The 13543-nt window shown below is 41.6% G+C and carries 16 protein-coding genes and 1 pseudogene; 15 read left to right on the top strand and 2 right to left on the bottom strand.

Annotation, left to right across the window (positions count from 1 at the left end):
* Window positions 1-124: 124 nt before the first annotated feature.
* Window positions 125-1684, bottom strand: coding sequence for a long-chain fatty acid--CoA ligase (locus tag KKC46_10110; GenBank protein ID MBU1054169.1), 1560 nt, complete (start codon window positions 1682-1684; stop codon window positions 125-127).
* 136 nt (window positions 1685-1820) lie between these two features.
* On the opposite strand from KKC46_10110, the pseudogene KKC46_10105 reads away from it, so the two are divergent.
* The 15 genes and pseudogenes from KKC46_10105 (at window position 1821) to KKC46_10035 (ending at window position 12596) form a co-directional block, all read left to right on the top strand.
* Window positions 1821-1943: pseudogene (locus tag KKC46_10105) on the top strand (type II toxin-antitoxin system PemK/MazF family toxin).
* Between the two features lie 195 nt (window positions 1944-2138).
* Window positions 2139-2330 carry a hypothetical protein gene (locus tag KKC46_10100; protein MBU1054168.1) on the top strand — a complete coding sequence of 64 codons (192 nt, stop codon included), beginning with the start codon at window positions 2139-2141 and terminating at the stop codon, window positions 2328-2330.
* Window positions 2331-2367: 37 nt separating this feature from the next.
* The gene (locus KKC46_10095; protein MBU1054167.1) at window positions 2368-4104 is read left to right on the top strand and encodes a response regulator; all 1737 of its coding nucleotides are present in this window, start codon (window positions 2368-2370) and stop codon (window positions 4102-4104) included.
* Between the two features lie 4 nt (window positions 4105-4108).
* Entirely contained in the window at window positions 4109-4387 is a 279-nt protein-coding gene (locus tag KKC46_10090) for a hypothetical protein (protein ID MBU1054166.1), read from the top strand.
* 480 nt (window positions 4388-4867) lie between these two features.
* The gene (locus tag KKC46_10085) at window positions 4868-5866 is read left to right on the top strand and encodes a hypothetical protein (protein MBU1054165.1); all 999 of its coding nucleotides are present in this window, start codon (window positions 4868-4870) and stop codon (window positions 5864-5866) included.
* Window positions 5867-5897: 31 nt separating this feature from the next.
* Window positions 5898-6488: a hypothetical protein gene (locus KKC46_10080; protein ID MBU1054164.1), complete on the top strand. Its 591-nt coding sequence runs from the start codon at window positions 5898-5900 to the stop codon at window positions 6486-6488.
* A 95-nt stretch (window positions 6489-6583) separates the two neighbouring features.
* Window positions 6584-6832: an AbrB/MazE/SpoVT family DNA-binding domain-containing protein gene (locus KKC46_10075; GenBank protein ID MBU1054163.1), complete on the top strand. Its 249-nt coding sequence runs from the start codon at window positions 6584-6586 to the stop codon at window positions 6830-6832.
* Window positions 6833-7168: a type II toxin-antitoxin system PemK/MazF family toxin gene (locus KKC46_10070; GenBank protein MBU1054162.1), complete on the top strand. Its 336-nt coding sequence runs from the start codon at window positions 6833-6835 to the stop codon at window positions 7166-7168. It begins immediately after the preceding gene.
* A gap of 220 nt (window positions 7169-7388) precedes the next feature.
* Window positions 7389-7952, top strand: coding sequence for a hypothetical protein (locus tag KKC46_10065; GenBank protein ID MBU1054161.1), 564 nt, complete (start codon window positions 7389-7391; stop codon window positions 7950-7952).
* Between the two features lie 682 nt (window positions 7953-8634).
* On the top strand, window positions 8635-9102 hold the full coding sequence (locus KKC46_10060; GenBank protein MBU1054160.1) for a DUF2971 domain-containing protein: 468 nt from the start codon (window positions 8635-8637) through the stop codon (window positions 9100-9102).
* 338 nt (window positions 9103-9440) lie between these two features.
* Entirely contained in the window at window positions 9441-9932 is a 492-nt protein-coding gene (locus KKC46_10055) for a DUF2971 domain-containing protein (GenBank protein MBU1054159.1), read from the top strand.
* A gap of 266 nt (window positions 9933-10198) precedes the next feature.
* Entirely contained in the window at window positions 10199-10567 is a 369-nt protein-coding gene (locus KKC46_10050) for a hypothetical protein (GenBank protein MBU1054158.1), read from the top strand.
* A 113-nt stretch (window positions 10568-10680) separates the two neighbouring features.
* The gene (locus tag KKC46_10045) at window positions 10681-11238 is read left to right on the top strand and encodes an ORF6N domain-containing protein (GenBank protein ID MBU1054157.1); all 558 of its coding nucleotides are present in this window, start codon (window positions 10681-10683) and stop codon (window positions 11236-11238) included.
* Window positions 11239-11306: 68 nt separating this feature from the next.
* The gene (locus KKC46_10040) at window positions 11307-11783 is read left to right on the top strand and encodes a hypothetical protein (protein ID MBU1054156.1); all 477 of its coding nucleotides are present in this window, start codon (window positions 11307-11309) and stop codon (window positions 11781-11783) included.
* 63 nt (window positions 11784-11846) lie between these two features.
* Window positions 11847-12596 (top strand): alpha/beta hydrolase, encoded by a 750-nt coding sequence (locus tag KKC46_10035; GenBank protein MBU1054155.1) that lies wholly within the window; start codon window positions 11847-11849, stop codon window positions 12594-12596.
* Between the two features lie 24 nt (window positions 12597-12620).
* Here KKC46_10035 and KKC46_10030 read toward each other — a convergent pair whose 3' ends face one another.
* Window positions 12621-13496: a MotA/TolQ/ExbB proton channel family protein gene (locus KKC46_10030; protein ID MBU1054154.1), complete on the bottom strand. Its 876-nt coding sequence runs from the start codon at window positions 13494-13496 to the stop codon at window positions 12621-12623.
* Window positions 13497-13543 lie beyond the last annotated feature (47 nt).

The raw sequence follows: 13543 nt of genomic DNA, 5'->3' as shown, positions 1-13543 counted from the left end.
TTCAAGCCATCTTTGACTGATCTTCAATCGCAAAATCCTCAACGTAGCCCGCTACATTTGCGGTTTTGCTCAATCAGATCAGCCAAATCTGACCTAAATCTGGGCGCGAAATTCAATTATTTATTCATTTCCAGTTCCTTAAATCTTTCTTTAAAATTTTTCCTGTTGCGCTCATGGGCAATGTATCACGAAACTCTATATGACGAGGATATTTATACGCCGCCATATTTCCCTTCGCCCATGATTTGATTTCTTCTTCCGTAGTTTTTGCGCCTTCTTTTTTTACGATAAAAGCTTTGATTTCTTCACCGTATTTTTCATGGGCAACACCAATAACAGCTGCTAAAGCAACACCGGGATGTAACAACAATACTTCTTCAATTTCCCGTGAGTAGACATTGAAACCGCCGCGAATAATTATATCTTTAACCCGGTCTATGATATAAATATAACCATCTTCATCAAAACGTCCAATATCACCTGTATGAAACCACCCGTTTCTGAATGCTTCTTTGGTTGCCAAAGGATTCTTATAGTATCCTTTCATTACATTGTGCCCACGAATAACTATTTCGCCCGGTTTTTCCAGAGGCACATCATTATCTTTTTCATCCACAATACGTATTTCCACACCCCATACGGGAACACCAATCGAACCCGGCTTGTATTTCCTATAATTCAGACTGAAAGTAGACGAAGCAGCAGGGCTTGTTTCTGTAAGGCCGTATCCCTCATAGATTTTTACCTTAAATCTTTTTTCGAATGCTTTCATAGCTTCAACCGGCATGGCAGAACCGCCGCAAAGGCAATATCGTAAGGTATCTGCTATTTTTTTAAGATCATATTTATCTGCTTCGGGATAATTAAGCAAAGCAACGTACATAGTAGGAACACCCTGAAAGAAGGTGACATTGTCGCGCTGCATAATTTTCAATGCCTCATCCGGATCAAAGCGTGGTGTTAATGAAATGGTGGCACAGTTGTAAAACCCGGCGTTCATTTGCAGGCTCTGCGCAAAAGAGTGAAAAAGGGGTAATACAACAAGGTGTACATCATCAACATGTGCTTTATACATAGTATCGCTAAGCCGGGCGTTAAGCACCATATTTACATGGCTGAGTTCAGCTCCTTTGGGTTTGCCGGTAGTGCCGCTTGTATAAAGTATAACGGCAGTATCGTTTGCATCGGTTGATACCGTTTGAAATGTTGATGGCTGATTGCCTGTCAGATCTCTTAATGTTTTTGTATTAGCAATAGAAGAAGGTCCATCAGGATCTCTTTGCATAAGGATAAAGTGCTCACAGGTATCAGTTTTCTGAAAACTATCCCAACCTGTTTCACCCATTGGCAACTGCTTTGTTCCTTCAAAACAAAAATAAGCTTTTGCATCGGAATCCGACAAATGATAAGCAATTTCGCGCGGCTTGAGCAGTACATTCAAGGGGACTACTACTGCACCGGTTTTAAGAATCCCATAATAAACAATCGGGAAATACGGCAAATTAAGACAACTAAGAGCAACTTTGTCACCCGGTTGAATACCCAGACCAACAAGCCCGTTTGCTACTTGATTAGCTGCCGCATTAACTGCCGCATAAGATAATCGTATTTCATTATAAATAACAGCAATATGATGAGGCCGTTCCCGCGTGCTGCTTTCCAGCAAAGTAGCTAAATTTAACATTTAAAAAAACCCTTTATGTTGACATATCTATCATAACATGCTTTATTTCAAACAAATTTAGGCAATATGTTTCATGTATATTATTTTTTTATCATTATATGACGACTCAAAATTAAATCAAGCCTGATATTAAAACGTCGTTAGCAAAGACCTCTTTAACCGAAGTACAGGTTTGGCTATTGTTTGCCCAATCACAAACACCAACCGTAACTTTCCTTTTCACGTTCCTATTCCTAAGGGCAGCGATAACGGGCGTTAAACAACCCCCTAACCCCCTTTGCTAAGGGGGAATTCACTTGGTTTCATCTCCGAGAGAATTATATGAAGTCCCAATGCGGTTACCCTGCATTCCAAAAACCCTTTATATTGACATATCTGCCATGACATGTTTAATTTATCATAGTAGAAAGTGGTATGACAAAGAAGACACGACCAGGCCCGTTGATACACGCGTATGCAGGTCTTTGAGGTCGAGGACAGTATAGGGCATAGTTGCGCCTCCATGCTGCCGGGCCACATGCTGGTCTTTTCCGAGCTGAACGTTATCAAGTATAAGCTCTTTTTCAAGTTGGATCTGATCAGTTGCCGCAACCTTCTGATCTATCTGGATGGTGATCTGCAGAAAAAGCTCATCCTGTCGGCATAAACGGGACTTTGCCATATAAAGATGTTGGAGATAATCTATGACAAACCAGGACAACCACCCAAAAGACGCTGCTGATTTGCGGCAAAAGGCTGAAACGCTTGCCCGGGAACAGACCACCCGGATGTCGGAAGACAGTGCTGACCTTTCGCCCGGGGAAATCCGGAAAACGCTCCACGAACTGCGGGTACATCAGATCGAACTGGAGATGCAGAACGAGGAACTTCGCACGGCCCAGGCGGTGATCGAAGCCGGGCGGGCGCGCTATTTCGACCTCTATGACTTGGCTCCGGTGGGTTATTGCACTCTGTCTGAGCAGGGACTGATCCTGGAGGCCAACCTCACCGCCGCCAATCTGTTGGGTAAGGCTCGCGGCGCGTTGATAAAGCAGCCGATCTCCCGCTTCATCCTCAAAGATGACCAGGACATCTATTACCGGCATCGCAAAAATCTTTTTGAGACGGGCGAACCCCAGGAATGCGAACTGCGGTTGGTCAAATCGGATGGCGCACACTTCTGGGCGCATCTGGCTGGAACTGCCGCTCAAGCGGAAGACGGCGCGCCTGTCTGCCGTGTGGTCCTCAGCGATACCACCGAGCGAAAGCTGGCTGAGGAGAAAAACGAAAAGCTCCAGGTCCGGTTGACCCAGGCCCAGAAGATTGAGTCGCTGGGAAGGCTGGCCGGCGGTGTAGCCCACGACTTCAACAACATGCTGGGCGTCATCCTGGGTCACGTGGAACTGGCCTTGGACCGGATCGGACCGGCCGAACCGCTGCATGCCGATCTGGAGGAGATCCGGAAGGCAGCCCAGCGCTCCGCCGACCTCACGCGTCAACTATTGACCTTTGCCCGCAAACAGATCATTGCACCCAAGGCGCTTGATCTCAACGACACGGTGGAAGGCATACTAAAAATGCTGCGACGGCTCATCGGAGAAAATATCGCTCTGGACTGGAAACCCGGTCAGGGCCTCTGGCCGGTCAAGATGGATCCCACACAGATCGATCAGATGCTGGCCAACCTTTGCATCAACGCCAGGGACGCCATCGCGGGTGTTGGCAAGATCAGCGTAGAGACACGCAACACCGACTTGGACGAGGAATACTGCGCCCAGCAGGCGGGTTTCACTCCGGGTGAATACGTGACTCTGACCGTGAGTGACGACGGCTGTGGCATGGACTCCGAGACACTCTTGCTCCTCTTCGAGCCTTTCTTCACGACCAAGGAAATGGGCAGGGGAACCGGCCTGGGTCTGGCCACCGTGTATGGCATCGTCAAACAGAACAACGGATTCATCAACATTTACAGCGAGCCGGGCCAAGGAACGACCTTCAATATCTACCTGCCGCGGCACGCAGCCGATACTAAGCCCCTGCCGGCACAGGTTCCGGTTTCGGCGGCGGTGCGCGGCCAAGAAACCATATTGCTCGTGGAAGACGAACCGGCGATCTTGAAAATGACCACGATCATGCTCGAAAGTCAGGGGTATACCGTGCTGGTGGCGAGTTCCCCGGGCGAGGCCATCCGCCGGGCCATGGAACACTCGGGCCGGATCGACCTGCTCTTGACTGACGTGATCATGCCCGAGATGAACGGCCGCGATCTGGCCAGGAAACTCTTATCCTTACGCCCAAACCTGAAATGCCTGTTCATGTCCGGCTACACAGCCAATATTATCGCACACCACGGGGTTCTGGACGAAGGCGAGTGTTTCCTCCAGAAGCCGTTCTCGTTGAAGGATTTAGGGGGGAAGCTACGCGAGGTGCTGGAAGGATAAATTAGTGTTGATCGTTCCTTTTGATAAACTTTCTTTAGTTGCCAAAGAGCATTTCCCATCTTTTCTTGTCTGGTTGATATTAAAGGATAACTGGAACAATATGGAAGCACTTTCAAGTTATAAAGGTCCAATCGATATTTTTGGTGCTAAAGAAGATGCCGTTATTCCGGTACAGCATGCAAAAGTACTTGCAGCATCCGTTCCGGGAGCAAAGCTTGTAATCATTGATGCCGGACATAATGATTGGTCATACGAAGGTAAAGTAAAAATAAGAAACCCATAAAGTTGGGAAAAGCTGTCAAATGCGCTTATTCTTACGCACTGATGAGCGCCGATGATTCCTGCCATAATATGCATATAATAAGAATTAAAAGGAGAATTATACTTTTTCGGTCCAATCATTTGCTAAGGGCATAAATCCTGAGCTTACCACTTTTGCTCTAATATTTTATTGACTTAATTTAGGCAGAGTGTTAGCAAAATTCTTGTAAAATTGTTCATTACACAATCTTTTTTATTTTCTGGAAAAAATAATCCGATATTTCATTTTATTATTTTATACCCTCGAAAGGATTTAATATGACAGGATACAATTAAGCCCCGATCTTCAGCCCATTGAAGCACGGGGCTTTTGTTTTTTTAAATATTGCAAACTATCAAAACCCGGAAGTAGAAACTTGTACTACCAGGTTTGCACTTCAAGTTAAAGTAGCACTTAATATACTTCTATGATGGAACAATAAATTTATGAAAGGATATCTTAATGAAAAGATTTATCTTTGTATTTTTCTTGGGCATATTTTATCTGGCAGGTTGCACCACGGCGAATAAGCATTTTCTGAAGGTCGATACCACACCATCAGATGCGATTGTATCCGTTCATGAAACTAGTGATGTATCTTTTGTACAAATCAGACAAATAGCCGGAACTACTCCTTTTGAAAAAACCTTTGATTTTGGGAAAACGGGGCAACTTTGGCTTGAAATTGAAAGAAGGGGGTACGCTCCTTATGTTGAAAAAGTTCTTCCTGAGACAGGAAAGATCTCTATCAATCTTGAAAAAATTAAAGATAAGAACGGGAAATATATTAGTGATTATGCTTTACCTGAAATAAATCGCATCCTTTTAGCAAGACCTGATATTAAAATAATTCAAAGGGGCTTTAGCAATGAAAAATTCTCAGAAGAAAAATCTACAATTGCACAAGAAGAACTAATAAAAGGAATATGTAATTATGTTTCAGGAAAGTATGAAGTGATCACCGTTCAATCATCTGATATTGACAAGCCACTTTTACGCTCTCTTTGGAGAGATGTTCGATCTGCAATGGAAATGCTTGATCCGATCAGGCTGAAATATTTTGCACAACCTCCATTTCTTGAAACAAAAAGTAGCCGCAAAGCTGCACGCAAGCTTGGGGATATATATAAAACAGAAGTAATACTATTGATAACAGGCAAGCAAAATCTTGAAACAGCTGGTATGGTAGTGGGAAAAATCGGTATAACGGCAGCGGGAACAGCTTCAAGTTATGCAGGAGGATATAGCCGGGCGCTTTCAAGGGGGGATTCATTTTTTGTGTATAATATTTATACGCCGAACTTTGCAGAAGGAACTAATTTAAATGCAGCTTTGATCAATTGCAGCAACGGCGAAATACTTTGGATAAACAAGGGATTATGGGGACGGATACCCTTTGAGGAACCAGATACAGTCAAAAATATAATTACTGATCTTCTTGACGGCATAAGCCAAAACTAAATTATAGCAAAAGATGGAAAGGAAACAGATTATGAAATTGAAAAATACTATATTGACTGGAATTCTGATATTTATCTTAACCGGATGTACGCTACCATTAAAGATGAACCCACCCCCCAAACTTGATTCATCGGGCATTAATCAACATCCATATACTGCCGGGCTTTTTGTACCACAGGAAGTTAAAGAGTTTATTTTTGTGAAAGCAACGAGTCCGCTTGACAAGATGTCTTACCCTATTGGACAGCAGACTTACGAAATTTTCAAGAATAATATTCCTTTAGTGTTTAAAAATGTTGTGGAAGTTGACTCAATAACTACTGATAAGAATATTGATCTTATCATAAAGCCATCAATTGTGAAATTTGATCCAGTAATTCCATATCCTGCATATAATCCATATACCGCGACTATTATTTACCATATAGACGTATATAACAATGAGGGAGAAAAAATATTTGCGCAAACTGCTACTGGAGATACACAATCAAGCAAAGGGATTTTATCCGGTTTTTCAGCAAGAAGTATATGCGCTAATGTTGCACAAATGGCAATGAATAATTCTGTAAAACAAATTATTGAAGGATTGTCGGAAGCAGAAGAAATCAAAAATTTAAAATAATATTTATGTGATACTTAAAAGGTTGGCCCTAAAAATAATTATTGACCTCCAGATCAAAACGGCTATACTTAGGCTATACATCAGGAGGTATTAAAATGCTTACAAAAATTCAAAAATGGGGAAATAGTCAGGGGCTTCGACTTGCAAAAAATCTGCTCGAAGATGCAAATCTTTGTGTAGGCGATGATGTGGATATTAGCGTTAAAGGAGGAGTTATGATTGTCAAACCAGCGAGAAAGATACGTGGACGCTATGCCCTTAAGGACCTCGTTGCAAATATTCCTGAAAACTATGAAATCAACGAAATTGAATGGGGAGAACCGGCTGGCAAGGAGGAATGGTAAATGCCTGCGTATACCCCTAAGCAAGGGGACATCATCGCGATTACTTTTGATCCACAATCCGGCCATGAACAGAAAGGACGGAGACCTGCCTTTGTCGTTAGTAAAGACCTCTTTAACCGAAGTACAGGATTGGCTATTGTTTGCCCAATCACAAGCACCAAACGTAACTTTCCTTTTCACGTTCCTATTCCAAAAGGCAGCGATTTGACTGGTTATGTAATGGTAGAGCAAGTTAAATCGGTCGATTTCAAAACTCGTCGTGCAAACCGGATTGAACATGGTGGTCAGGAATTACTTGCAGAGGTGCTTTCAATACTTGATGCTTGCATTTACTAAAGGGCCAACATCAATCGAACCTGATGATCCGGCCGTTCCGGCGTACTGCTTTCCGACAAAGTAGCTAAATTTAACATTCTAAAAACCCTTTATATTGACATATCTACCATAACATGCTTTATTTTATACAAATTAAGCCCATATGTTTCATGTTTAAATTTTTCGCCCATTATATGACGACTCATAATTAAATCAAGCCTGATATTAGAACAGGGAAAATATGCCTGAAAACTCTGCCAATATCTTAATATCAGGGAAAATTGACCTGATAATCAATGGTTCGGCAAAAACTGAACGACAAAGGAGGAGAGATCCGATGAGAAGAACCGCATATTTATCCTTGGTCTTGCTGACGGTTACATTATTTGTTGTTCCTTTAGACGGGAAATGTGAAAGCCTGTCCGAGAGCATAAAGGAGGGTAGAGCAATTCATCTGGGGATCTTGGCCAGTCATAAGAAAATAGATCGGTTCTATCGGGAACCTTATCTATGGGGAGAGGCTACGAGTAAGCCACTTTGCTTAATTTCAGTCCCCGCAAATGACTGGGAATCTCTGGCCGAGAAAAAGAAGGAGCTTCTGGCACGTTATGCCGCGAGCTTGGTCAAAAAGGTCAAAGCTGATCCATTTAAGTACGCAAAAGTTAGCCCCAACACTCCCCTATCATCGGTTGTTCGTGGCAATGTTGCAGTAATGACAGATGATTCTTGGGGCATCATGGTGGGCTCAATTTCAGCGGACGGAAGAGACATAGGAGCTGACTGGATAGCAAGGTCAGGCAAGTAATGCCGAACATATGAAGGGAGGCGAGACCGTGGCTGAGACTCTGAGAAAATCGTTGCCTTTAGGATGGCACTTGATCCTGTTGGCTATGCTCTTATTAGGATTGTTTCTCGCAATCATGCCGATACCAACGTTCCAGGCTCTGGGTAGGCTTAGCTCACGGATTCCGGCGGATGCTTTGTACCGGGTGATCGGTATCATGCTAGTCGCCGCCGTTATGACACATTGGGTAGTCTTCGCTGTGTTGCGCGGCATCCGATCTCTGTTCGGTTTGGTGGAAGGCACCGACACCGCCCGCGAAAATCTCTGGCCGCCTGTTCTCTTGGGCCTGTGTGAGTCCACGATGTATACGCTTGCTCTCGTCATAGGCCAGACTTTATCGGACTGTGGCTTCTCCTCAAGGTTGCTGGCCAGTGGCCACGTTGGGGACTCCAGGCGAAAGACTGCGAACAGAAACTTGACCGAGGACGGCGGCGCTTCTACCACTTCCTAATCGGGAATGCATTCATGATAATGAGTAGCTTAGTCACGTACGGCATCCTGAAGATGGTGGCGCTCCGATGAGCATCCAGCGGAACGCCGAACCAAGCACTCCAGCGGACGGGGGGGGATTTCGGTCTGTGGTTTTCATCATGGTCTATGCGCCCACCGCTGAGTTCTACATTCTATTTTGAAGGAGTTTACTTTGACCAGCAATATTAATTCGAAATCGCTCTTTAAATTTAGGCCGTTCAATGAAAGATCGAAAGCTATACTATCAAACAAAGAGCTATGGTTTGCTGAACCAAAGACGATAAATGATCCGTTTGATTGTCAAGTAGAACATGAAAGAATGTTAGAATCATTCTTAGCGAAAACTGGCATTGCTAATAAGAAAAAGATCAAAAACGAGATAAATATAAAACTAAATCAAATAGGTGTATGTTCATTCAGCCGTGCAAGAAAAAACCAGTTAATGTGGTCTCATTACGCCGACAAGCATGAGGGGTTCTGCATTGGATTTAGAGAAAATCATTTCTATCCTCACCCCAAATTATTAAATCCTATTGACGTTAAATATCAAAGCGAGCATCCATTTCACTCTAAGGACTCTTCATTTCAAGGCGAATACAATGGAAACCATTTGAACGATATCGTCGCTTTTTTCATTTAGCAAGCTATAGGGACAAAATATACTTATTGGAAATATGAGCGAGAAAGAAAAATTGTACGTGACGAATTGGGGGCTCATAAATATGAAGCAAAACATGTGGCTTCTATTGCTTTTGGGCTTAAAATTAAGATAGAGCATAAAAAAGATTTGAAAAAATTATTACAAAATCCTGAATAGCATCACGTTAAATGGTATCAAGCTAAAAAATCGCCAAACAAGTTTGCACTTGATTTTCTTCCAATTTAATTTTGGAAATATATCCTTGCTAATTCAGCCGACGCAAAAAACTGTGGCGCTGATTAGCTCGAACTTATAAAAATGAATCCTATGGAGACTTTTTGATACTCTATAAATACAAACCATTTAATGTTTGGGCATTAGACATTATTGTAAATAATGAATTATACCTCGCTGATCCTAAAGAGTTAAACGATCCGATGGATTGTGCCATATTAATCGATGAAAAAAGAGAAGAATTACCAACTGCTATTTGCTCTCTTAGTAAGAAAAACAACGATTATCTAATGTGGTCTCATTACGCAGATGGTCATAAAGGCATATGCTTAAAACTCAATTATGATAATATTATTAAAGCAATTGAAGTTGAAAATCAAAAAGCAACACAACGAAAAACAGTTTATTTAGAAGAAGTTAACTATTGTTCTGAAAAAGAATATAGAAAAAATGTTAATAATATGCGTACAGATAGAGGGGATATTATTATCGATAAAAAAAATACATTATTAAAAATAAAAACAAACAATTTCAAACATGAAAAAGAAATTAGATTAATAACCAAAAGTTTTGATATTAAAAAAAAATTAAGGTAAATGATCTCGTGGAAGTTGTTTATTTAGGCTTAAATATGCCCCCTGATCAAATTAGATTGCTAAATGATATTGTATTTATGATAAATAAAATCTCAAATAGAAAAATAAGTATTTATCATGCAAATGATATCAATAAAAAAAACCAAGTAAAATTTATTAAAATAGGGAAAAAATAAGTTACCAATCGATTCATCTTGACCCAAAAATGCCTGCCGACAAAACTGGCAGACCTTTTTGGGCAACTGATCTTTTAAGCTTCGAAAGATATGAAACTTGCAATTGTTATATTAATTGCTCTAGTAGCCTTCAGTTTCAACGGATGCACAGGGCATCACAAGGCAGATGAATTCAACATAACCCTTCTTGAACAAGAAGCCAATGAAGTGTTGAGGAACAATGTTGAATCAAACATGTCTGATGTTGAAGTATTACCGAATTATATTAAATCGCTTAATCCAATATCAGTATATATTACCAATGTCGGCATCTATATTAAGCTTGAGCAAAGTTTCGTAGAAGAAAGCGGTGTTTTTATCCCCAAAGAAGGGATTCAAGTAACTGAAGGTTTAGGGTATGACCCAAATTACATTAAAATAGGTGGCTCGTCAGTATATAGTTACCACATCAAAGGATAAGCATAACCATTCACTGCTGCAGACGGGAAGAGGCGCAGTGGCTTACCGGGCAAGTATTTTGGCCCGCCGCTGAGTTAAAAAATTCTCCTAACTAATAGAAGGAGCAAGAATATATGCAGCATAAATCAAAAGATCTTATTCCTGAAAAGAGCATATTAAAAACCATATTAGTCATTCGTGGTCAAAAAGTAATATTGGATTCAGATCTTGCTGCATTGTATGGTGTGGAAACAAAACGCTTAAACGAGCAAGCCCGAAGAAATATTGATAAATTTCCAGAGGATTTTATGTTCCGGCTGACCAAAGAGGAATTCGAAAACTTGAAGTCGCAAATTGCGACATCAAGTTCAGGCTGGGGTGGCAGACGAAAACAGCCCTTAGTTTTTACAGAACATGGTGCTTTGCAGGCGGCAAATGTTCTTAATTCAGCGCAGGCAAATAAGATGAGCGTCTTTATCGTAAGAGCATTCATACGGCTACGTGAAATGGCACTCAAAAATGAAAAGCTGGCTCTAAAAGTCGATCAACTTGAAAGGCGGGTCAGTGACCATGATGAGATATTAATTGATTTGGTTCGTGAAATTCGCAGGTTGATCGAAATCCCGGAACCAAAAGGGAAAAAGCCCAAAATCGGTTTTATCATCTCTGGTGAACTAAAGACAAAACTCTAAGCACGGAAACCCCGTCAATCTTAATATCAAAAAAAATTAACCTGATAATCAATGGCTCAGCAAGAAATATGAGAATTTTATCAATTATTATATCAGTTGCTATTATCAGCACCATAACTTTATGGGTTGACGGAAATTTATACGCTGTTTCAATCAATCCGCGTTTGGGATCGGCTTTCGGGAAGCTTATCGAAATCGAAGGGAGAATAGTTGATGACCGTGACACACATCACCGTGCTCACTTGGGAAAGAAACTAATCTCGATTCAATCTGCCGATGACCATGATTTAGCATCACCGATTGTCATGGAATTGCAGGTTTTCACATTTACCTCCGTTACGATCCCTAAACGTGGTGTGTGGGTTAGGTTTAGAGGATATGAAACCGGTAAATTCACGGGCATACCTGATGAAGCATTTAATGATATTCCGGAAGTGCCCTCTACTGATCACCATTTTGAGAGTTTCTTTCAAATAACTAAGAAGCTGAAACCATCTAAACCGAACCAACCACTCCAGCTAACGGGCAAGAGCAATTCGCGATAGAGTGAAATATAAACATCAGTGGCAACTCCTGCCTGTCGCTGAGCTTTATTATTCAACACATATATGAAACTAATATCAATAACGACATTACTTCTTATTACATCCATCACCCTTTTTGGAATAGTTGGATGTTCGCCGATTGAAAGAATGTTTCTATTCTTTCCTTCTCATAATCCTCACAATAACAGTCTTACGCCATGGAACAGAAACGGCGAAACTATCGGTTACTCACGAATGGTTGAATCGCCTAAGAACGTATGGTTAATGCTTCATGGAAACGCCGGTCAGGCATCAGACCGTTTATATGCGATACCATGTTTTTCAGATAAAGATTCTATCTTTATTCTTGAATACCCCGGATACGGAGACCGTAAAGGTGTCCCATCGAAAGAGTCTTTTAATCATGCAGCAAAAGAAGCATATCTATTTCTCAGAGGAACTTACCCTGATATTCCGGTTTGTGTAGCCGGTGAATCTATCGGATCTGGTCCTGCATCATATCTTGCAACTCTTGATAATAAACCGGTTAAATTAGTGTTAATCGTTCCTTTTGATAAACTTTCTTTAGTTGCCAAAGAGCATTTCCCATCTTTTCTTGTCTGGTTGATATTAAAGGATAACTGGGACAATATAGAAGCACTCTCAAATTATAAAGGTGCTATCGATATTTTTGGCGCTGAAGCAGATGCAATTATTCCGGTACAGCATGCAAAGGCGCTTGCAGCATCCGTTCCTGGATCAAAGCTTGTAATCATTGATGGCGGGCATAATGATTGGTCTTACGAAGGTAAAGTAAAAATAAGAAACCCGTGAGGTTTTCATAACTGGCTCTATGGACTATTTGGAAGCCGAAGAAAACTGTTGGGCTTTTTCTCTCTCAGGTTGAAAAAGGTTTGAGTCCTTAACTTTAAATTCCTTTCGAATCCTTTCCAAAGAAACTATTTTATCTGCCCGGTCAGAAGGGGTTAAAAAAGATTTGAGTTTGCTTTCAAGTGCCCTTGGATGCAAATTGCTTCCAATTGCGATCACTCCTTCCAAAATGATTCTTTGCAGGAGAATTTCCCGGTCTGTGCGTTCCTGGATATGTGCTGCAAATGGCCCGAATATGAAGCTTGAAAACAATACACCATATAAGGTTGATGTCAGTGCTACCGGGATAGTCGCAAGAATAACCGATGTATCTCCTATCCCGGAAATCATACTCATAAGGCCTACCACACTGCCGATAAGACCAAAAGAAGGACAGGTTTCAGCTATGGTTCTAAGTACACGTTCGGTTTCCTCCCGCCGTATCCGGAAGAAGTTGATCTCGGTTGTCAGAAAATCTCTAATCTGCCGGATATCGTAGCCATCCACAAGATAACCAAGTGCCTGGCGCAGAAACATAACAGTTGCTTCCTGCTCATCTTCCTGGAGCGACAGAAGTCCCCTGAGTCTTCTTTTTATAGATAAATCCACAAGTGTTTCAACAATTTCATATGGCTCAATTTCCCGGGCCATATATGAAGATTTAAGCACCTTGCACACAATCTTGAGGCGTTCGGCTTTGAAGCTCACAAAGGCTGCAGCAAAAGTTCCGCCGATTACAATCAGAAAACCGGATAGGTTGAAATAGAGTCCTGCATGTCCATACATTAAGGGCCCGCCGCAAAATAAAGCTGTAAAACAAAACACACCTAAAATGTTTTGGTAGTTACCAAAAATTACTTCCATTATACTTATGAGGTTTCTATAATTTAGTCTCATAAAATACCCTCTGT

The organism is Pseudomonadota bacterium, from assembly GCA_018817425.1.
Lineage (GTDB): Bacteria > Desulfobacterota > Desulfobacteria > Desulfobacterales > RPRI01 > RPRI01.
This window is presented reverse-complemented; position numbering and strand designations above follow the sequence as displayed.

Coding starts and splice junctions, on each gene's coding strand:
- KKC46_10075 (MBU1054163.1), top strand. CDS start 6,584: ATGCTTACAAAAATTCAAAAATGGGGAAATAGTCAGGGGCTTCGACTT.
- KKC46_10070 (MBU1054162.1), top strand. CDS start 6,833: ATGCCTGCGTATACCCCTAAGCAAGGGGACATCATCGCGATTACTTTT.
- KKC46_10050 (MBU1054158.1), top strand. CDS start 10,199: ATGAAACTTGCAATTGTTATATTAATTGCTCTAGTAGCCTTCAGTTTC.
- KKC46_10040 (MBU1054156.1), top strand. CDS start 11,307: ATGAGAATTTTATCAATTATTATATCAGTTGCTATTATCAGCACCATA.
- KKC46_10080 (MBU1054164.1), top strand. CDS start 5,898: ATGAAATTGAAAAATACTATATTGACTGGAATTCTGATATTTATCTTA.
- KKC46_10065 (MBU1054161.1), top strand. CDS start 7,389: ATGCCTGAAAACTCTGCCAATATCTTAATATCAGGGAAAATTGACCTG.
- KKC46_10045 (MBU1054157.1), top strand. CDS start 10,681: ATGCAGCATAAATCAAAAGATCTTATTCCTGAAAAGAGCATATTAAAA.
- KKC46_10095 (MBU1054167.1), top strand. CDS start 2,368: ATGACAAACCAGGACAACCACCCAAAAGACGCTGCTGATTTGCGGCAA.
- KKC46_10110 (MBU1054169.1), bottom strand. CDS start 1,684: ATGTTAAATTTAGCTACTTTGCTGGAAAGCAGCACGCGGGAACGGCCT.
- KKC46_10085 (MBU1054165.1), top strand. CDS start 4,868: ATGAAAAGATTTATCTTTGTATTTTTCTTGGGCATATTTTATCTGGCA.
- KKC46_10035 (MBU1054155.1), top strand. CDS start 11,847: ATGAAACTAATATCAATAACGACATTACTTCTTATTACATCCATCACC.
- KKC46_10030 (MBU1054154.1), bottom strand. CDS start 13,496: ATGGAAGTAATTTTTGGTAACTACCAAAACATTTTAGGTGTGTTTTGT.
- KKC46_10100 (MBU1054168.1), top strand. CDS start 2,139: ATGCAGGTCTTTGAGGTCGAGGACAGTATAGGGCATAGTTGCGCCTCC.